Annotated in this window: 17 protein-coding genes; 7 read left to right on the top strand and 10 right to left on the bottom strand. The window is 63.7% G+C overall.

Features of this window, described 5'->3' with window-relative positions:
• Nucleotides 1-11: 11 nt before the first annotated feature.
• The 5 genes from DUGA2_RS01335 to DUGA2_RS01315 form a co-directional block, all read right to left on the bottom strand.
• Nucleotides 12-1,799 carry a non-ribosomal peptide synthetase gene (locus tag DUGA2_RS01335; protein WP_168167746.1) on the bottom strand — a complete coding sequence of 596 codons (1,788 nt, stop codon included), beginning with the start codon at nt 1,797-1,799 and terminating at the stop codon, nt 12-14.
• Nucleotides 1,800-1,844: 45 nt separating this feature from the next.
• Nucleotides 1,845-3,023 (bottom strand): acyl-CoA dehydrogenase family protein, encoded by a 1,179-nt coding sequence (locus DUGA2_RS01330; RefSeq protein WP_083296158.1) that lies wholly within the window; start codon nt 3,021-3,023, stop codon nt 1,845-1,847.
• 31 nt (nt 3,024-3,054) lie between these two features.
• Entirely contained in the window at nt 3,055-4,200 is a 1,146-nt protein-coding gene (locus tag DUGA2_RS01325) for an acyl-CoA dehydrogenase family protein (protein WP_070266759.1), read from the bottom strand.
• A 30-nt stretch (nt 4,201-4,230) separates the two neighbouring features.
• A complete protein-coding gene (locus tag DUGA2_RS01320; protein WP_070266758.1) occupies nt 4,231-4,440 on the bottom strand; it encodes an MbtH family NRPS accessory protein in 210 nt (69 codons plus the stop codon).
• A gap of 307 nt (nt 4,441-4,747) precedes the next feature.
• Nucleotides 4,748-5,236, bottom strand: coding sequence for a MarR family winged helix-turn-helix transcriptional regulator (locus DUGA2_RS01315; RefSeq protein WP_070266757.1), 489 nt, complete (start codon nt 5,234-5,236; stop codon nt 4,748-4,750).
• A gap of 78 nt (nt 5,237-5,314) precedes the next feature.
• On the opposite strand from DUGA2_RS01315, the gene DUGA2_RS01310 reads away from it, so the two are divergent.
• On the top strand, nt 5,315-6,505 hold the full coding sequence (locus tag DUGA2_RS01310) for a serine hydrolase (RefSeq protein ID WP_070266756.1): 1,191 nt from the start codon (nt 5,315-5,317) through the stop codon (nt 6,503-6,505).
• On the opposite strand, the gene DUGA2_RS01305 is transcribed toward DUGA2_RS01310, so the two are convergent.
• The 3 genes from DUGA2_RS01305 to DUGA2_RS01295 form a co-directional block, all read right to left on the bottom strand.
• Complete coding sequence (locus DUGA2_RS01305; protein ID WP_070266755.1) at nt 6,502-8,700, bottom strand: OsmC domain/YcaO domain-containing protein; 2,199 nt, start codon at nt 8,698-8,700, stop codon at nt 6,502-6,504. The genes DUGA2_RS01310 and DUGA2_RS01305 overlap by 4 nt on opposite strands.
• Before the next feature lie 84 nt (nt 8,701-8,784).
• Entirely contained in the window at nt 8,785-9,519 is a 735-nt protein-coding gene (locus DUGA2_RS01300) for an ABC transporter substrate-binding protein (RefSeq protein ID WP_210402523.1), read from the bottom strand.
• A gap of 54 nt (nt 9,520-9,573) precedes the next feature.
• Nucleotides 9,574-10,557, bottom strand: a complete 984-nt coding sequence (locus tag DUGA2_RS01295) for a porin (RefSeq protein WP_070266752.1) — start codon at nt 10,555-10,557, stop codon at nt 9,574-9,576.
• 329 nt (nt 10,558-10,886) lie between these two features.
• On the opposite strand from DUGA2_RS01295, the gene DUGA2_RS01290 reads away from it, so the two are divergent.
• The gene (locus DUGA2_RS01290) at nt 10,887-11,807 is read left to right on the top strand and encodes a hypothetical protein (RefSeq protein ID WP_070266750.1); all 921 of its coding nucleotides are present in this window, start codon (nt 10,887-10,889) and stop codon (nt 11,805-11,807) included.
• 33 nt (nt 11,808-11,840) lie between these two features.
• Nucleotides 11,841-12,332 (top strand): hypothetical protein, encoded by a 492-nt coding sequence (locus DUGA2_RS01285; protein WP_070266748.1) that lies wholly within the window; start codon nt 11,841-11,843, stop codon nt 12,330-12,332.
• A 52-nt stretch (nt 12,333-12,384) separates the two neighbouring features.
• Here DUGA2_RS01285 and DUGA2_RS01280 read toward each other — a convergent pair whose 3' ends face one another.
• A complete protein-coding gene (locus DUGA2_RS01280; RefSeq protein WP_070266746.1) occupies nt 12,385-12,798 on the bottom strand; it encodes an SRPBCC domain-containing protein in 414 nt (137 codons plus the stop codon).
• Entirely contained in the window at nt 12,795-13,118 is a 324-nt protein-coding gene (locus DUGA2_RS01275) for a helix-turn-helix transcriptional regulator (protein WP_070267084.1), read from the bottom strand. The genes DUGA2_RS01280 and DUGA2_RS01275 overlap by 4 nt, the downstream gene beginning before the upstream one ends.
• Before the next feature lie 338 nt (nt 13,119-13,456).
• Here DUGA2_RS01275 and DUGA2_RS01270 point away from each other — a divergent pair, with 338 nt between their 5' ends.
• Genes DUGA2_RS01270 through DUGA2_RS01255 form a run of 4 tightly spaced genes read left to right on the top strand, consistent with a single transcriptional unit; the run spans nt 13,457 to nt 18,450 of the window.
• Nucleotides 13,457-15,982, top strand: a complete 2,526-nt coding sequence (locus DUGA2_RS01270) for an ATP-binding protein (RefSeq protein ID WP_141753154.1) — start codon at nt 13,457-13,459, stop codon at nt 15,980-15,982.
• 9 nt (nt 15,983-15,991) lie between these two features.
• Complete coding sequence (locus DUGA2_RS01265) at nt 15,992-16,582, top strand: DUF4255 domain-containing protein (protein WP_070266740.1); 591 nt, start codon at nt 15,992-15,994, stop codon at nt 16,580-16,582.
• Complete coding sequence (locus DUGA2_RS01260) at nt 16,579-17,235, top strand: hypothetical protein (protein ID WP_070266738.1); 657 nt, start codon at nt 16,579-16,581, stop codon at nt 17,233-17,235. The genes DUGA2_RS01265 and DUGA2_RS01260 overlap by 4 nt, the downstream gene beginning before the upstream one ends.
• Before the next feature lie 24 nt (nt 17,236-17,259).
• Nucleotides 17,260-18,450 (top strand): hypothetical protein, encoded by a 1,191-nt coding sequence (locus DUGA2_RS01255; RefSeq protein ID WP_070266736.1) that lies wholly within the window; start codon nt 17,260-17,262, stop codon nt 18,448-18,450.
• Nucleotides 18,451-18,453: the final 3 nt, after the last annotated feature.

The following is an 18,453-nucleotide window of genomic DNA, read 5'->3' as shown; positions in this document are numbered from 1 at the left end:
CACTACATTCGTCAGGCCGCGCGCAGCGCTGCTGGGCGGCGCACCGGCGGCGCGTGCTCGACGCGTTCCGCCAGGCCGGCTACGGTGGGTGCATCGAACACGTCTTCAAGCTCCAGCTGGACGCCGAGCGTGGCGCGTATCCGGCTGATCAAGCGGGTGGCGCTGAGCGAATGTCCGCCCAGGTCGAAGAAGCTGGCGTCGATGCCGACCAGTTCAAGACCGAGAATCTCGGCGAACAGCCCGGCCAGCGCTTCCTCGCGCGGCGAGCGCGGCGCCGTGTGGCCGTCGCCGTCGAACGTCGGCGCCGGTAAGGCCTGCCGATCGAGTTTTCCGTTCGGCGTCAGCGGCAATGCGTCGAGTTGCAGCAAGGCCGCAGGCACCATGTAGTCGGGCAGCTGCAGCGCGAGCGACTGACGCAACGCGCCGGCATCCAGCACCGCGCCGGGTGCGCCGGCCAGGTAGCCGACCAGCAGCGGCTCGCCGGGCCTGTCCTCGCGTGCCACGACGACGGCCGCAGCCACGCCGGGCTGTTTCATGAGCAGGGATTCGACCTCGCCCGGTTCGATGCGGAAGCCGCGCAGCTTGATCTGATGATCGGCGCGGCCCAGGAAGTCGAGGCGGCCGTCGGCGTGGCGGCGGGCCAGGTCGCCACTGCGGTACATGCGCGCGCCCGACGGCCCGGCGGGATCGGGCAGGAAGCGTTCGGCCGTCAGGCCGGGGCGTCCGAGGTAGCCGCGCGCCAAGCCGGCGCCGGCGATGTACAGTTCCCCGGCCTCGCCATCGGCAACCGGCTGTAGCGCGTCGTCAAACAACTGCACACGCAGACCAGCCAACGGCAGTCCCAGCGAAGGCGCGACGGCCCCGGACAAGGGCGCGCTCATCGTCGCGCACACCGTACTCTCGGTAGGCCCATAGGCGTTGATCATGCGACGCCCGGCCGACCACTGCTCCACCAGATGCGGCGGACACTGTTCACCCGCCACGATCAGCGTGCGCAGCGTGGGCATGGCCTGCGCAGGCATCGCCGCCAGCGCCGACGGCGGCAGCGTCGCGTGCGTGACGCCGGCCTGGTTGATCAGCGCGACCAGCGCATCGCCGGGCAGCAGCCGGGCAGCCGGCGCAAGAACCAGGCAAGCGCCGGCCAGCAGCGCGATGCACAGCTCCGAAACGGCCGCGTCGAAACTGGCCGAGGCGAATTGCAGCACGCGCGCATCGGCGCCGATGGCGAAGCTTTCGATCTGCGCCGAGGCCAGGCCTGCGATGCCGGCGTGCGTCACCAGCACCCCTTTCGGCTGACCGGTCGAACCGGAGGTGTAGATCAGGTAGGCCGCGCCGTCGCGCAATGGGACCGGGCCGGCGTCCGTAAGGCACTGCGCCACGGCCGCCGGCGCATCCAGCAGCATGCGCGGCACGCCCTGCGGCAGGCGCCCGTCCAGCGCGGCGCTGGTGAGCAGACACACTGGCTGTGCATCGGCCAGCATGTAGGCCAGCCGCGCGGCCGGGTAATCGGGATCGAGCGGCAGGAACGCAGCGCCGGTCTTCATAATGCCCAGCATGGCGACCGGCAGGTCGAGCGAACGGGGCAACGCCAGTGCGACGATCGCCTCCCTGCCCACACCGGCGGCACGCAAGCGCGCGGCGATCTGCTCGGCGCGCGCATCCAGCTGGGCGTAGCTGAGCCGCTCGCCCTCGAATTCCAGCGCTATCGCCGCAGGGCTGCGCGCCACCTGGGCCGCGAACAGCGCCGGCAGGGTCGCACCGGGCGGCAACGCGGGCAGACCGCCGTTATTTGTTTGCATGGTCATCCTTCATTGATGGGGTGAGAGACTGGCGAACGGCCCCGTTCACAGGAACGAGAACTGTGCGTCGAAGCCCAGGATCAGCCGGCCGGCGGCCTCCTGGCCCCGGCGCTGCGCCATCACGTGCTGGCACGCCGTGTTGATGTCGCGCAGATGACGCTCCAGCGCCGACTGGCCGGCGTAGATCGCGGCGCCGCCCAGGGCGTCGAACAGCAATTGCACGGCGTCGCGCGCGCTCTGGAAAGCGTTGGCGCGCGACAGGAACACCGCGACCCGCTCGGCCTCGTCGGGCAGTTCGCCGGCATCGAGCCGGGCGCCCAGCGCGGCCAGCGCGCCATGCACATAGGCGCGCGCGCTGGCGTACAAGGTATGGGCCTTGGCCAAGGCCAGCGTCGCCTGGTCGGATGCCTCCTTGCGCTCGCGCAGGATCGCCTCGACCGTCTCGATCGCGTTGCGCGCAAGGCCCAGAACGACCCCCGGCATCTTCGCGCACAGCACGGCCGGCCAGCGATACAGCGCGCCATCGTGGGCGCGGCCGCCCAGGTCGAACAGCTGATCGGCCGGCAGGAACAGGTCTTTGATTTCGATGTCGCAGCTGCCGGTACCGCGCAGGCCCAGCGTGTGCCAGGTGTCGTGCGCGATCAGCTGGTCGCGCCGCGCCAGGGCCATGCGGTGCAAGGGCTGCCCCGCCTCATCCTTGAGCGGTTCGTCGCCGTCGTCGCCGTACAGCAGGCAGCCGCCGGCAAACAGGTCGGTGTGCAGACAGCCGCTGGCGAAGCTCCAGCGTCCGTTGACGATATAGCCTCCCTCGACCTGGCGGGCGCGACCCGCCGCGCGGATCACGTTGGAGGTCGCGGTATCGAGACTGGGATACAGTCGCCGCCCTGTATCTTCTTCCAGCATGCCGCTGTATAAGCCGCTGTCGAGCTGTATCATCACGCACCACGCGGCGGCGGCGTTGCCCAGCGCAAGCTCCTCCAGCGCGATATTGATGTCGACCAGGTTCATTTCCGGGCCGCCCCAGGCGCGCGGCATCATCATGCGCATGGCTCCGGACGCGCGCAGCAGTGCGACCACATCGTCCGGCACGCGGCGGCCAAGCTCGATCTCGTCGGAGCGTTCGCGCAGCATGGGGCGCAGCGCGCGGATGTTTTCAAGGATGGCCACGCCATCCAGTTCGACTGGGGGCAAGGACGTACGGGCGAGTTCCAGCATTGCGGACATCTTCTCTCCTAACGGTGACGGACTGGCGGGCCTACAGGTTGTAGGCGATGATTTCCTTCATGACTTCATTGGCGCCGCCGTAGATCTTCTGCACGCGCGCATCGGCATACATCTGCGCGATGGGAAAATCGAGCGAGTAGCCATAGCCGCCGAACAGCTGCAGGCAGTCGTCGATGACGCGGCACTGCATATCGGTCAGATACCACTTGGCCATCGACGCCACATCGGTCTCCATGCTGCCATCGATGATCTTGCCGATGCACCAGTCGATGAACACCCGCGCCACCACCGCCTGCGTCTTCGCCTCGGCCAGTTTGAAGCGGGTGTTCTGTAGTTCGAACAGCGGCTTGCCGAAGACCTTGCGCTGCTGCGCGTGGTCGGTGGCGAGTGCCACGGCGCGTTCGATCGCGGCCACCGCCGTCACGCCGAGCAGCGTGCGTTCGTAGGGCAGTTCGCGCATCAGTTGGGCCAGCCCGCGCCCTTCGACTGCGCCGAGGACGGCGTGCGCCGGCACCCGCACGTCGTCGAAGAAAAGCTCGCAGGTGTCCTGGCTCTTGCGCCCTATCAGATCGAGGATGGGGCCGACCCGATAACCGGACAAGGCCCGCGTCTCGACCAGCAATAGCGAGATCGCCTTGGCGCCGCCGGCAGGATCGGTCTTGACCGCCAATACCAGCAGGTCGGCCAGATGGCCGTTCGAGATGAACGTCTTGGCGCCGTTGATCCGGTACTCGTCGCCATCGCGCACCGCGCTGCAGCGTATCGCCTGCAGGTCCGAGCCCGCATCGGGTTCGGTGATCGCGATCGCCGCGATCATTTTGCCGCTGGCCAGTTGCGGCAGGTAGCGCTGCTTCTGCTCCTCGCTGCCGTTATTGAGGATGTAGCGCGCCGCGACAGAATGCACATGGGTGCCGAAGCCCACCTCGCCCACCGCCATCAGCTCCTGCCACAGCACGACCATGTGGGCATAGCTGCCGCCGGCGCCGCCATACTGCTCGGGTACATCGGCCAGCAACAGATCCAATGCGCCCGCGCGTTCCCACAGCGCCCGGTCCACGTGGCGCTGCGCGCGCCAGCGCTCCTGGCCGGGCAGCACTTCGGCCTTGACGAAGCGCCGCACCGAGTCGCGGTACAGCTCCAGACCGGCGTCCATCCAAGGCGAAACCTGAACATCCATGCGAGACCTCTGCTGTCGGTGGAATGGGCCTCAGCCCGCCATTTGCTGGCGCAGCGAGAGTGGCCGCATGTCGGTCCAGACGGTGTTGATGTAGTCGAGGCAGACGCTCTTGACGCCCTGCTGGCCAACCAGGCGCCAGCCGTTCGGCACGCTGCGGCCGGCCGGCCAGATGGAGTATTGTTCCTCGTCGTTAATGACCACTTCGTAGCGAGGTTCGGCGAAATCAGATTCGGTAGACATACATCTCCTTTCAAGTGTTATCCGCTTGTTATGTAGACAAGCATGCTGCCTTGTTAATTGGTAGTCAAGTGGTTTTGTAATACTAATGCCGGAGCAATACCAAACCGCAGGGTTACGCATGCAGTGGCCTTGTCGGCAGAGACAGCTGGAGAGTGAAAAAGACGTTTGGCGGCGCGCATTCGGCCGCCTTGAAATAATACCAATTTCGCAACACTATCGAACTGGTATTATCTGTTGGGACGCAATGAACGATGAAAATCGTTCAATTGTTTGATGATTATCAATATGCGGATTGCCTATTGATTGCCTATTGATTGCCAATTCGATGCATGATGCGGTCAAAGATAGATTGCCGCTCCAGAGCGTCGTCGAGCTTGTTCAGCGAGGCCACGACATTGCCCGCTTCGGCGTTCAGCTCCAGGGCGGCTTCGTCAAATGCCGTCCAGATCGGCCGCAGTTTTGCGACCAGTTTCTTGCCTGCGGCGGTGAGCATGATCTTCTTCTTGCGGGCGTCCTCGGGATCAGGCTGCGATGTCACGATCCCGGATTTCTCCAGCGATTGCCGCGTCTGGCTCACGGAGACATGCGTGATTCTCAGCGTCGCCGCCAGTTCCCCCACTGTGGCGGAGCCGTTGATGGCCAGCTGATTCAGCACGCCAAACCAGCGCTGCTCGAATGCGATTCCCAGGGCGGCGTAGACCCGCGCCGAGTCGCCGTCGAGGCTTTCAGACAAGCGCCTTAGCCTGGCGCCGATGGCCGCCCCACCGGCGACGCGCGAATAATCCTGATTGCTCATGATAGCTTAAATTCTCCGATTGACATTTATGTAGGCACCTACACATAATAACACATCCATCAGAGAGAAAGCGACATCATGCCCGCCTACGCCCCCGCTCCTGCATCGCCGATTTCCCGACGCGCGTTTCTTGGCGCAGGACTATCAGCGCTCCTGCTGCCCGGTGCGGCGACGGCGGACGTCCTGGCGCCGCCCTCCCCGGATCTGGATACATTTATCCGCAACGAAATGCGCACGGCGAATATTCCGGGTCTGGCCGCCGGTTATGCCCGCGATGGCGCCGTGCGGTTTGCGCAAGGCTACGGCATGGCCGACATCGCGCAACGCAAGGCTGTGACTGCCAATACGATGTTTCATATTGCATCGGTCACAAAGACAGTCACCGCAACCATGATTATGCGTTTGGCTGAGCGAGGCAAGCTGACGCTGGATGAGCCGATCTCGCGCCACCTGGATTTCCCCGTTGCGAATCCGCGCTTCCGCGATACCCCTATCACGTTCCGCCAGCTGCTGACGCACACATCCAGCATTTCCGACGCACGGTATTACGAGATCGATTTCCGCGAGCAGGGTCGCGATGCCCAGCTCACCCTGCCCGACCTCCTCAAGCAATACCTCGCGCCGGGGGGAATCAATTATTCGGACGCGACGTGTTACTCGGCAGCGCGCCCCGGAGCGGCATGGGGCTACTGCAATGTGGCCTATGGCTTGCTGGGGCATCTTGGGAGCCGCATCGGCGGGATGGACATGCGTGAACTAAGCCGCAAGGAAATTCTCGCGCCGCTCGCCATGGATCATACGAGCTGGACAATCAAAGACACGCCTCAACTGCATAGCGCCGTGCCATATGAGCTCGTAGACGGCGCGCTGGTCGCTGTTCAACCGGTCGGCTTTCCAGACTGGCCGGCAGGCATGCTACGTTCATCGATCGGCGATTTCATGAAGTTCGTCGCCGCGTCGGCAAATGGCGGCAGATCGGGCGGCGTCGAGTTGCTGGGTACGGCTGCCATGGCGCAGATGCTGGAGATGCAGACACCGGCCGGGCTGCCTGCATGGCTCAGCGGCCAGGCCCTGGGCTGGATGGAGTCGCCCTTGGCCGGACAGGCGCGGCCCAACCACTGGGGCGGCGATCCGGGTGTGTTTACCGCCGTCTATCTGGCTCCTGCCACGCGCAGCGGCGTGGCGATATTCACCAACGTTGGCGCATCGGCTGAAACCAAAACCGCCGTCAAGAATATCGCCCATCGCCTTTTTCAGGCAGCTACCTAGGCAACTGCGGCCTTGGCGCGCGCCTTGTGCAGCTTTTTGTAGCTGTCGATCAGGCGCTCGTGGCGGTCCAGCCCTTCCAGCTTCATGCTGGTCGGCGTCAGGCCGTGGAAGCGCACGCTGCCATCCACCGAGCCGATGACCGCATCCATCCGTTCGTTGCCAAACATGCGGCGGAAATTGAACTCGTACTCGTCCAGTTCCATGTCGTCATCCAGCTCCACCTCCAGCACCGCATTCAAGGCCTGGTAGAACAGTCCGCGCTCGACCGAGTTGTCGTTGTACTGCAGGAAGGCTTGCACCAGCTCTTGCGCCTCTTCGAACTGCTGCAAGGCCAGTTGAATCAACAGCTTCAGCTCCAGCACCGTCAGCTGGCCCCAGACCGTGTTCTCGTCGAACTCAATGCCGATCAGGGTGGCGATATCGCCGTACTCATCCAGCTCGCTATTCTCCAGGCGGTCGAGCAGCGCTTCCAGCTGCTTGTCTTCCAGGCGATGCAAGTTCAGGATGTCGGCGCGGAACAGCAGCGCTTTGTTGGTGTTATCCCAGATCAGGTCTTCCACCGGATAGACTTCCGAATATCCCGGCACCAGGATACGGCAGGCTGCGGCGCCAAGATGCTCATACACCGCCATATACGACTCCTTGCCCATGGTTTCAAGGATGCCGAACAAGGTCGCGGCCTCCTCGGCGTTGGAGTTTTCGCCCTGGCCGGAGAAATCCCACTCGACGAAATCGTAATCGGCCTTGGCGCTGAAGAAGCGCCACGACACCACGCCGCTGGAATCGATGAAGTGTTCGACGAAGTTGTTCGGTTCGGTGACGGCGTTGCTGACAAAGGTAGGACGCGGCAAATCGTTCAAGCCTTCGAAGCTGCGGCCTTGCAGCAATTCGGTCAGGCTGCGCTCCAGCGCGACCTCGAAGCTTGGATGCGCGCCGAACGAGGCGAACACGCCGCCGGTACGCGGGTTCATCAAGGTGACGCACATCAGCGGGTACTGCCCGCCCAGCGACGCATCCTTCACCAGCACCGGGAAACCCTGCTCTTCCAGGCCTTGTATTCCAGCCAGGATGCCTGGGTACTTCGCCAGCACTTCTTGCGGCACATCCGGCAAGGCGATCTCGCCTTCGAGGATTTCACGCTTGACCGCCCGTTCGAAAATCTCCGACAGGCACTGCACCTGCGCCTCGACCAGCGTGTTACCCGCACTCATGCCATTGCTGACATAGAGGTTTTCGACCAGGTTGGACGGGAAGTACACGACCTCGCCGTCCGATTGCCGCACGAACGGCAGCGAGCAGATGCCGCGTTCCACGTTACCGGAGTTGGTGTCGTACAGATGCGAGCCGCGCAGCTCGCCATCCGGGTTGTAGATGTCGAGGCAGTACTCGTCGAGAATTTCAGCGGGCAGCGCATCCTTGCGGCCCGGCTTGAACCAGCGCTCGTTCGGGTAGTGGACAAATTCGGCGTTGGCGAGGTCTTCGCCCCAGAAGGCGCCGGCGTAGAAATGGTTGTTGTTCAACCGTTCGATATACTCGCCCAGCGCCGAGGCCAGCGCGCTTTCCTTGGTCGAACCCTTGCCGTTGGTGAAGCACATCGGCGAGTGCGCATCGCGGATATGCAGCGACCAGACGTTGGGAACGATGTTGCGCCATGACGCGATTTCAATCTTGATGCCCAAGCCTGCCAACAAGCCCGACATATTTGCGATGGTTTGTTCCAGCGGCAGATCCTTGCCCGGAATATAGGTGCGCGCTGCCGTATCCGGATTCAGCACCAGCAGGCCCTGGGCGTCCGCGTCCAGGTTCTCCACCTCTTCGATGACGAAATCGGGGCCCTCTTGCACCACCTTTTTGACGGTGCAGCGGTCGATGGAACGCAAAATGCCCTGGCGGTCCTTGTCGGAAATATCCGCCGGCAGTTCAACCTGGATCTTGAAAATCTGCTTGTAGCGGTTTTCAGGATCAACGATATTATTCTGCGACAGGCGGATATTTTCGGTTGGAATATTGCGGGTATTGCAATACAACTTCACGAAATACGCTGCGCACAAGGCCGATGACGCGAGAAAGTAATCGAACGGGCCAGGCGCCGAGCCATCGCCTTTATAGCGGATAGGCTGGTCGGCGACCACCGTGAAGTCATCGAACTTGGCTTCGAGACGTAGCTTGTCGAGAAAGTTGACCTTAATTTCCATGAAAGAATCCCAAATAGCGCTCAAAATTGACGTAGCCGCTATTATCCGTTCTTTTCGCTGTACAGCATAGGCTGACGACCGCCTTCAGTTCTTGTCCTTGTCGCCCAGGTATTTTTGATAGATCGCGTTGAACTTGCCGTTGTCCTTCAGTTGCTTCAGGCCGGCGTTGAAATCGTCGCGGATCTTGGGGTCGCGAAACACCGGCCGGTAGTCCATCGGGTTGAATTTGACGAAGCTCTGTTCGACGATCGGCTTGGGATGGAAAGCCTTGTTGAGTTTGAGCTGCAAGGTGAAATACTTGAAGATGTTGCGGTCGCTGAGCACCACGTCGTAGCGCCCGATATTCAGCGTCAGCACCTGCAATTCCTGATTGTTCTGCTCGAAATAATGGCCTTGGCGTTTGACTTCGTCCAGCCATTCGGGATAGCGCTTGGCCGCGCCCACGAACGAGATGATCTTCAGCCCGCGCAAATCCTCCGGTTTCTTGATGACCAGGTTGCGTTCCTTGAGACTGATGAACACGTTATCGTAGAACACTGCCGGGTCGCCGTAGTAACCGCCCCAGGCCGTCATGTCCTCGCCGAGGTCCGTCATGGCGGCGTCCACCTCCCCCGCCTTGAACTCGACCGGAATCCGGGCAAACGAATAGTAGCGCGGCTTCAATGTGTGTCCGCGATATGCCAGCGCCGCGCGCATCACTTCCAGCTCGATCCCGGAATCGCTCTCCGGAAAACAAAACGGCGGAATCTTTTCGCCGAAGGCCATGATCACCACGTCCGCGCTGGCCGAGGCACACCAGGCGCATGACAGCGCCAACATGGTCCGGACCATGCGTACCGCAAGATGTTTACTGCGCATCATAGACTCCACTGCTTAAAATTGATGACGTATTCCGGCAGCGATTATCCGCCTGGTCCCGCCCGGCTGCGCCGCCTGGTAGCCGGCGTTGGCGTCGTTGGCCAGCCGCGAGCCGACCAGGTAGAGATTGGTGCGCTTGGACAGGGTATGGTAATAGGCCAGTGCCAGTTGCGTGGCGTCGGCGTCGGAATAGAATTTGTCTTTCTTGTGGACGTAGTCGGCTGCGACGGTGTCCAGGCCCAGCGGCACGCTGATGCCGAACAAGGTGTCCTCGGTATCGAGCGTGGTGTCGTTGCGGCTGCGCGCGACCACCGCCCAGCCGCGCAGCGGGCCGAAATTGTAGTTGCCGCCGACCAGGTAGCTGCGCGCGGGATTGCCGCCGAAAGCGTCGTAGGTGCTGTGATAAGCCAGCTGGACATTCAATGGCCCGCGCGCGTAGCCCAGGTCCATGCTCAGCTGCCGGTTTGCGCGGGCATTGCCGGCGACCTCGCCGGCGCCGTACGCCACATCGCCATAGAAGCCCCGTAAGGTCGGCGGCAAGGAATACTTGACCGTGTTATTCATGCGCACGCCGCTGTCGTAAAACACGCGGGTGGATTCGCCCGGCCCCTTGGCGTCGAAGGGGTCGTTGCTTGCTATCGCGCCAAAGTACGGCGTGAAAATGCGGCCGATCGTGACGCTGCCCAAAGGACCACCCAGGCTGACCCAGGCCTGGCTGCCGAACAAGGTGCCCGCAAAGGATGGCACGCCCCTGTCCGCCTCGATCTGCGATTCGAGCACGAATCTGGCGACCAGGCCATCCCCCAGGTTTTCGCTGCCCTTGATGCCAAAGCGCGAGGCGGTCTGCTGCCCGCTGTCGACCGCCGCCATCGTCCTGCCGGAGTTGCTGTCGGAGGTAACGGCCAGGTCCACCACCCCGTACACGTTGATGGACTCCTGGGCCTGAGTCTGTTGCGAGAGCGGCAGAAGCAGCGCCGCGGCGATTAACGTTGATCTCATAGCAGTCACCCGGTGTAGAGCCTTTTCCCGCCGTCGTGTTCGCTTTCCTACCTCACAGTTTTACTCTCTGTCATGACACCGATCAATAACTATTGCAATACCGCGTTGCGCATACGCCGCGCCTTAAAAAAACCGCCATTTCTTGTTGCAATATTGCGTCAACCATAACGTTTACAAAAAGATATTAAGTCCATATACTTTTTTGGTGCCGACGATCGCAGCCGTAATCCAGCGACAGAGGCATTCAGGAACGTAGTGACCATGGCCGTATTTTTGGTGAAATGCTGATTTATATCTCGCAAATTAATCCACAAAAAATAGGAAAAACAATGGCATCAACACTTTCTCACAGCTTCAAACCGCTGCGCGTCGCGGCGGCTCTCCTGGCGTGCTCGGTCGCGCTGCAAGCCTCGGCGGCGCACAGCTACACCGACAAGCTGGTGGCTGGCGAAACGCTGCAAGCCAACGAATCGATCAAACCGATCGACAACAACCTGGCCTACCTGGTCATGCAAGGCGACGGCAATCTGGTGCTGTATCGCACATCGGACAACGCGCCTTTGTGGCACACCAGCAGCTGGGGCCATCCCGGCGCCGTCACCGTGATGCAGGGCGATGGCAATCTGGTGGTCTACGGCCCCAATCCCGGCGAAGTCCTGTTCCACACCAGTACCTATAACAATCCCGGCTCCTACCTGCAGCTGCTCTCTAGCGGCAACCTGGTGGTCAAGGCAGCCAACAACACCGTGCTGTGGGCCAGCAATACCTCGGTCCAGCCTGTTCCTACCTACTCCACGCCTTCGTACCAGCCGACCTTCTGGAACGACAATGGCACCGTCCAGCGCAACAACAACTGCTACAACTACGCGAACAACAAACGCACCGACACCTTCGCCCAGCCTGGCCGCGCACACGGCGTGACCGGCTATCCGATGACGGGATCGGCGGTGTACAACGCGGCCGTGGCCGACGGCCTGGTGCCTACCACCGCCAGCGGCACCTCGCCGGATGGCAAGACCAAAATCGCGCTGGTGGTCGCCCCTGGATACGACTACCATTGGTATCGTCAAGACAGCGATGGCCGCTGGACCCACAAGCCGGGACAAACCCGCGCTACCAACGTCGACAACAGCGGCGTAACGATATCCAATCCCGAAACGGCCAATCGCGGCGCCTATACCCAGTTCGTCGGCTACTTCTTCACGCCGTCGGACGCAGTCCAAGGACAAGGCAAAGCGGACATCCGCTAATCCGATCACTCCACACAGACAGGACATATCCATATGAAGCAATCTTTTATCAAGCACGCGCTATTGGTGGTCGGCACATTTTGCGCTCTGACGAGCGCGCAGGCGGGGGAAATCGTGAAGGCGTTGAAAGTTGAACTGCTGGTGTTCTCCGGCCGCCCCAACCCGACTTTCGTCGTGACCGATCCGGCCCAGATCAAGGAGATCCTGGCGCTGGCGAAAAACCTGCCGAAGAAAAAAGGCGTCAGCGCAAGCGACAACGACCAGCCTGAACCGAAGCTCGGCTACCAGGGCTTTATCGTCACCAACAATTCGGACGTCTCGTCCGAAATCAAATCGTTCGCGGTGCATGGTTCGAATGTGCATCTGGCGCTGGTGACGGGCGCCAGGGAAGCCGGCAAGTCTTCCATCGTGCAGGCCGCTGCCGTCGATGCGGACAGCACGCTGGAAAACAAGCTGCTCGCGCAGGGCCAGAAAACCGGCGCGGTCGATGACAAGCTGCTGGAGTTTATCGAGAACTCCAAGTAAGCCCTCGTCAGTTCGATGGAGCGCCGTGGCCGGCGCCCCATCTCCCGCCCGATCAGGCGGCTTCCTTCTGCACCAGCTGTTCCAGCGCGCCGAAGAATTTCTGCCAGCCGAACTTGGCGCCTTGATAGGCCTGCTCCTGGTCGGCGCGGAATCCCGACTGCTCCATCCGCAGATGCGTACCCTTGCCGCTGGCTTCCAGCGTCCAGGTGACGACGCTCTCCAGGCCCATGGCCGACCACGTGTAGGCCAGCGTCTTGATCGGCTCGACCTCGGTCACGCGGCAATCGACCGTGCCCCAGTCAGCCTTGAAATTAAAATGATGTCCCGCCACAGGCAGGAAATCGTTCTTCATCAGCCAGGCTTCGATCAGGTGTGGCTGGGTCAGCGCGCGCCAGAGTTTTTCCGGCGGATGTGAAAACTCCCGTTCGACAACGACGGTACGGAGTTCAGGTGCGATAGCGTTCATTGGTCCATCCTTTGCAGTAGGTTTTCAAGATCGTCGAACCGGTCGTCCCAGAAGCGAGCCATCTGGTTGGTCCAGTCGAGCAGCGGAGCCAGCGCCTTGGGTTGCGCGCTGTAGTGGGTCTGGCGCCCTTCGTGCCGGTCACATACGAGCCCGGCTTGCTTCAACACGGCCAAATGCTTGGATACGGCGGGCTGCGAGACCTCGGCCTGCGCGGTCAGCCCCCCGACCGTCTGCTCGCCGTTGGCGCACAGCCGCTCGAAAATGGCCCGCCGCGTAGGATCGGCCAGCGCCCGGAAAATCGCGTCGTGAGTAGGTGTCATTTCAATCCATAACCGTGTGGTGATGAATTGAATCATAACCCCGTGGTTATGGGTTCGTCAATCGGAGAATACAACAAGTTCGACATTGGCAATAGCGACTATCAGGATCGGCACCCGCCCCTGAATTTTTCCAACGGATACTAAAACTCCTCTCCGGCAACGTCGGCGCGGAGCCGGGTGCCATATCGCCATTCAAGGCTATCAATCTTCCGATCCAGATCCTCCATCCAATTTCCCACCTGGCGATCCGCATCCTCTTTGCACCCGGAGGGAGCATGTGCAGACAATGTTGTCCATGTCACCATGCCTGCTCCTCCCTTCGCATCGATTGCATGCATATGTCGCGAATTAACGTGCTGGTGGCAGCAAAGCCTGAGGATGTGCTAGCGCACGGCATCGCCCGCGTGGTCGCGGACTCCGCAAACATGATGCTGGTGGGCGGCCGTCCGCTGGCCCTGGACCAGGTCGAGTCCTGCCTCAAACAGATTCCTGCCAACGAGCCCTCTGCGCTTATCCTGGTCGGCAACGACCCGGAGAACCAGCAGCTGGCCGATCGCCTGCTCCTGGCCCGTGGGGACCTGGTGGTGCTGCGGGTGGAGATCGGCGGACACCAGGTAAAGATCGCCCGCTACGCCACGCGCAACGAGTCGCTTAAACTGGCCTCCCTGCTGGCGGCACTGTGCGACTTGGTCGCCACCGCCCACGATACGGACGGCGAGCGCACCGCGTGCTTCGTCGTGCACACCGACCTGCCCGGCCCGCGGCCGCTGCTCGACAGCGCGATCGACTGGGTGCATGCGGTGCTGCGCCATGGCGCCTTGAACCAGGGCGGCGGCAACGGCGAGATCCCGGGCCTGACGCTGACGGCGACCACCGTCAACAGCCTGCTGGACGAACGCCCCAGCCACGCGGCGCCGGAACAGACGGACGACGTCAAACAGGCCGACGAGGCGCTGACCCACGCCCTGCAGAACGCCGACATCCACAGCGAACCACTGGCAGCCGCCGCAAAAGCCTTCGGCCTGACCGCGCTGGAGTTCCGCCTGCTGCTGCTGGCCATGGCGCCGGAGCTGGACCTGCGCTACCAGCGCTGCATAGGCCTGCTGCTCGACGACATGGGCCGCCGCGTGGGCAGCCTGGCGCTGTTCATGGCCTTGTTGGGCGAGTCCGCCAGCGTGCGCTGCCAGCTGGCGCAGTCCGGCAACCTGGCGCGCTGGCGCGTGCTGGAAAACCGCCAGGCAGCCTTGCCCGCCGCCGACGAGCCGCTGCGGGTGGATGGGCCGCTGCTGGCCTGGCTGCTGGGCGAAACCGGCGCGCTCGATCACGATCCCGCCGTGCGCCGCGCGCTGCGCCTGGCCGACTGGCCGGGAGCCAGCCTGTATCAGCAACGCCCGGACCGCGACTTCGCGCTCGCGCGCATCAAGCACTTGCTGACCCCACCCGACGACGCCGACGACGCCCGCTTCGTGCTGTACAGCGGCGATGCCAGCGCCTGGTGCGCGCTGCTGGAAGTGGGCGCGCACGCGGCATGCGCCGCGCCGTTGCGCATCGACGCCGCACGCTTGATCGGACTCGATCCGGCGGCCATCGAAGAATCGGGCGCACGGCTGGGCCGTCTGGCGCGCCTGGCGCGGCGTCCGCTGCTGCTGGACGCCAGCACGGCCGAACTCACACCGCAGACCGACGACAGCCTGCGCCTGCTGCTGGCCGCCATCGGCGCGGCGGGCGGCCGCACCGGCGTGCTGTGCGCCGAGCCGACGCGCATCGTGCGCCTGATCGGCTCCGCGCCGTTCACGCTGGCGGACGAACACGCGGTCAACGCCTCGACCCGGCTGTCCAACGTGCGCGCCGCCGTCGGCTTGCTGGGACTGAGCGCCGACGATGCGGCGCTGCAAATGCTGGCGCGCCAGTATCCGCTCGACGTGGACGGCTTCGAACACGCGGTGCGCCTGGCGCGCGCCCGGGCCGTGCCCGGCGAGGCCGCCGACGCCGGCATGGCGCGCTTCGTCAGCGCCTGCCAGCACGTGGCGGCGGAAGGCGTGTCGCGCATGGCCGAGTGCATCGAACCGTCGCAACGGCTGGGCGAAGTGATACTGCCGCCGGATCGCGCCCGCCAGCTCGACGAGATCGTCGACAGCGTGCGGCTGGCCGCGCAGGTGCTCGATGGCTGGCGCTTCGGCGAGCAACTGCCTTTCGGTCGCGGCGTGACGGCGCTGTTCCACGGCGCCAGCGGCACCGGCAAGACCATGGCGGCGGTCGGCATCGCGCAGCGCCTGAACATCCGCATCCTGCGCATCGACCTGTCGCGCGTGGTCAGCAAATACATCGGCGAGACGGAAAAGAATATCGACCGCATCTTCCTCGACGCCAGCCGCTCCGGCGCGGCCATCCTGATCGACGAGGCCGAGGCCTTGCTGGGCAAGCGCAGCGAAGTGAAGGACGCCCACGACCGCTACGCGAACATCGAAGTGGCCTATCTGCTGCAACGCATGGAGACCTACGAAGGCCTGGCCATCCTCACCACCAATCTGCGCCAGAATCTCGATCCCGCCTTCCTGCGCCGGCTGCGCTTCGTGATCGATTTCCCGCGTCCGGACGCGGACGCGCGCGAGAAAATCTGGCGCCGCTGCCTGCCGTCCGGCGCCCATGAGCTGAGCGAGCCCGCCTTCCGCCACCTGGCGCGCAAGGTCGACCTCACCGGCGGCAATATCCGCCAGATCACGCTGCGCGCCGCCTTCCTTGCCGCAGCCGCAGGCACCAGGATCGAACTGTCGCATATCGCCCAGGCCACCAGCGCGGAGTTGACCAAGCTGGGAATGGCGGCCATCGATCTCACGCTGCCGGGCGACCGGCTCGCCGCCTGAGGACGCGCCATGGACTACGAAGCCATCTACAAGGTCAGCACAGCGCTCAGGGAGCGGGTGCAACAAGGTTATACGGCAGCCGGTGGAGCCGGCAACGGCGTCTACGTCGGCCCGCTCGACGATCCCGACGCCGCCGGCGCGAAGCTGATCCTGTTCCTGTACCGGATCGCGCCCAATCCCAGCATGCGCAACGCCGCCCACACCGTGCCTTCGCCGGTCGTGCCGCCGGCCACCATCACCTACCGCGATTCGCTGCCGCTCGACCTGTACTACCTGCTGACGCTGGGCGACGCGTCCGGCGAAAGCGCCGACCTGGAACAGCTCAAGTTCCTCGGCTCGGCCATGCAGGTGCTGCATCGCGAGCCGGTGCTGTCCGGCATAGGCGTCGCCCACGAGCCGGTCAAGCTGACGCTGGACCCGCTGGGCAATGAGGACATGAGCAGGCTGTGGGCCTTGTTCCCGACTGTGAACTACCGCACCTCGGTGGCCTACCTGGCGTCGCCGGTATGGATCGATCCGCTCAAGCCGGATGCCCCCGGTGCGCCGGTCATCCGCGACGGCCTGGACTCCGGCCAGCGTGAACGGGTGTTGCAACCATGAGCCGCCTGATCGCCCCCGCCGAACGCGCCTACCAGCGCAAAGTGCTGTTCGCCGCCGAAGTGGTCGACGGCGTGACGCTGGCGCGCATCTCGCGCGGCGTCACCGTCAGCGCCAGCGCGATCTCCGCGCCGCCCGTGGTCAACGCCAGCGGCATGTTCGTCTGGCTCGACGATGGCGTGCCGCTGGCGCCGCAACAGGTCAGCGTCGATCCCGGCCTGCTGCCGTACCTGGGCGCCAGCGTGGCCACGCCGCTGCCGCCGCAGCGGCTGGTGCAGATCCAGCTGGCCCCTGGTCGTGGCTACGCCTTCCAGGCCGGCGTGACGGCGCTGCGGTTCTCGCTGATCGTCAGCGACATCGGCCCGCCGGCGCCTGCCGTCGATGTCGAAGTATTCCTGCGCTGGTACGACGCGGGCGCGGCGCCGCCATGGACGGACGCGCCGGTACGCTCCCGCACCGATATGCACGGCGACGCCAGCGTGGCGCTGCGCTTCCGGCGCAGCGACGAACCGGCCAAGGACGCCGCTGGCGCCCTGCGCGTGCGCCTGTGCGCACAGCGCGGCGGCAACGTCACGATGTCCGATGAATTCGTGCTGGCCGAAGGCCGCGTCACCGACCAGCCAACCGCTTTTGCCCTGAACAAGTTCTTACCGTGAGTTGCGACCGAGAGGATAAGCGCCATGAACAACGACACCAACCAACAAGCCGTCAACCCGGCCAGACAGCCCAAGCAAGGCGGCCATTGCTGCCCCGGGGAAGACGGGCCGGCCGACCAGCCCAAGCCACCGCACGACACCTGTCCTCCTCCCGACACCCAGGGCGCGCCGGAGTTGCCGCCGGTGGAAGGCCCCGCGCCCTGCAAGGTCGCATGCAACTGCCCGGCCACGGACTCGGGAAAGCCGGATTGTTTCGACGATCTGATTAACGTCCAGGCGCGCGTGATCAGCGAGGCTGAGCGGGCAAAGACCTTCAAGGCGGACCTGGAAGCCTTGCTGCAAAAGGCCAAGGCCGCGCAAGGCGAATACACCAGCGAGAAGTACAAGCAGCTGCTGGAGCGCTGGAAGCAGCAGGACAACGACATCGTCGACCTGATCCACCGCGTGGTGTGCGCCAACCCTTGCTGGTACTGCCAGCTGGAGTGCCAGGTCTGCGCCTTGTTCAACAAGGTGCGCGACCTGGAGCTACAGCTCAATGGCGACGGCAAGAAGGAACACCGCTATTCCAAGACCTATTCGCTGTATGACCAGCGCTACTGGCTTGAACGCGACCTGGCGCTGAAGCAGGCCACCTTCGATCGCATCAAGGCGGTGCTGACGGCATGGGAAAAGCCGGCCGGCGACATCGAGGCGGTCCTCAACGACAACCAGAAACTGATCGCCGCCATCAAGTCCGCCGACAGTGCGCAGGCCCTGTACGACTTGTTCATCAAGCTGATCCCCAGCCACCTGGCCATCGCGCCGCCCGCAACCACGCCGGCCACCACCACCGGCATCGACAGGAAGTACACGCAGCTGTGCTGCTGCGACCAGGACGATCCGGACGACTGCTGCGGCCCGGATGTCGGCGAGCAGACGGTGCGCCTGCGCCTGCAGGGCCGACACGCCTATCTGGTGGACCCCGCACAGTACTTCACCATCATCTGCTGCCTGGTCAAGAGCCGCTACCTGCCCGCCAAGGACGAACTGGCCAAGGCCGAGGGCCTGTTGAGCAGCAAGGTGGCCGAGATCAAGCGCGTGAGCGACGAGATCAAGGCGCGCATCGACAGCCTGGAAAAAACCGCCAGGGCGGAACTGGCCAAACCCTTCGACTGCACCAACGTCAAGCCGGTCGAAGATTCCCCCGGCCAGCAGCAACAGCAGCAGGTCAACTGATAC

The sequence above is a fragment of the Duganella sp. HH101 genome, from assembly GCF_001758795.1.
GTDB classification, from domain to species: domain Bacteria; phylum Pseudomonadota; class Gammaproteobacteria; order Burkholderiales; family Burkholderiaceae_D; genus Rugamonas; species Rugamonas rivuli.
Note: the sequence above shows the minus strand (reverse complement) of the source record. Positions and strands in the feature narration are given on the sequence as shown.

Coding starts and splice junctions, on each gene's coding strand:
- DUGA2_RS01310 (WP_070266756.1), top strand. CDS start 5,315: ATGCCCGCCTACGCCCCCGCTCCTGCATCGCCGATTTCCCGACGCGCG.
- DUGA2_RS01290 (WP_070266750.1), top strand. CDS start 10,887: ATGGCATCAACACTTTCTCACAGCTTCAAACCGCTGCGCGTCGCGGCG.
- DUGA2_RS01295 (WP_070266752.1), bottom strand. CDS start 10,557: ATGAGATCAACGTTAATCGCCGCGGCGCTGCTTCTGCCGCTCTCGCAA.
- DUGA2_RS01305 (WP_070266755.1), bottom strand. CDS start 8,700: ATGGAAATTAAGGTCAACTTTCTCGACAAGCTACGTCTCGAAGCCAAG.
- DUGA2_RS01265 (WP_070266740.1), top strand. CDS start 15,992: ATGGACTACGAAGCCATCTACAAGGTCAGCACAGCGCTCAGGGAGCGG.
- DUGA2_RS01280 (WP_070266746.1), bottom strand. CDS start 12,798: ATGAACGCTATCGCACCTGAACTCCGTACCGTCGTTGTCGAACGGGAG.
- DUGA2_RS01300 (WP_210402523.1), bottom strand. CDS start 9,519: ATGTTGGCGCTGTCATGCGCCTGGTGTGCCTCGGCCAGCGCGGACGTG.
- DUGA2_RS01335 (WP_168167746.1), bottom strand. CDS start 1,799: ATGCAAACAAATAACGGCGGTCTGCCCGCGTTGCCGCCCGGTGCGACC.
- DUGA2_RS01330 (WP_083296158.1), bottom strand. CDS start 3,023: ATGTCCGCAATGCTGGAACTCGCCCGTACGTCCTTGCCCCCAGTCGAA.
- DUGA2_RS01255 (WP_070266736.1), top strand. CDS start 17,260: ATGAACAACGACACCAACCAACAAGCCGTCAACCCGGCCAGACAGCCC.
- DUGA2_RS01285 (WP_070266748.1), top strand. CDS start 11,841: ATGAAGCAATCTTTTATCAAGCACGCGCTATTGGTGGTCGGCACATTT.
- DUGA2_RS01270 (WP_141753154.1), top strand. CDS start 13,457: ATGTCGCGAATTAACGTGCTGGTGGCAGCAAAGCCTGAGGATGTGCTA.
- DUGA2_RS01320 (WP_070266758.1), bottom strand. CDS start 4,440: ATGTCTACCGAATCTGATTTCGCCGAACCTCGCTACGAAGTGGTCATT.
- DUGA2_RS01325 (WP_070266759.1), bottom strand. CDS start 4,200: ATGGATGTTCAGGTTTCGCCTTGGATGGACGCCGGTCTGGAGCTGTAC.
- DUGA2_RS01275 (WP_070267084.1), bottom strand. CDS start 13,118: ATGACACCTACTCACGACGCGATTTTCCGGGCGCTGGCCGATCCTACG.
- DUGA2_RS01260 (WP_070266738.1), top strand. CDS start 16,579: ATGAGCCGCCTGATCGCCCCCGCCGAACGCGCCTACCAGCGCAAAGTG.
- DUGA2_RS01315 (WP_070266757.1), bottom strand. CDS start 5,236: ATGAGCAATCAGGATTATTCGCGCGTCGCCGGTGGGGCGGCCATCGGC.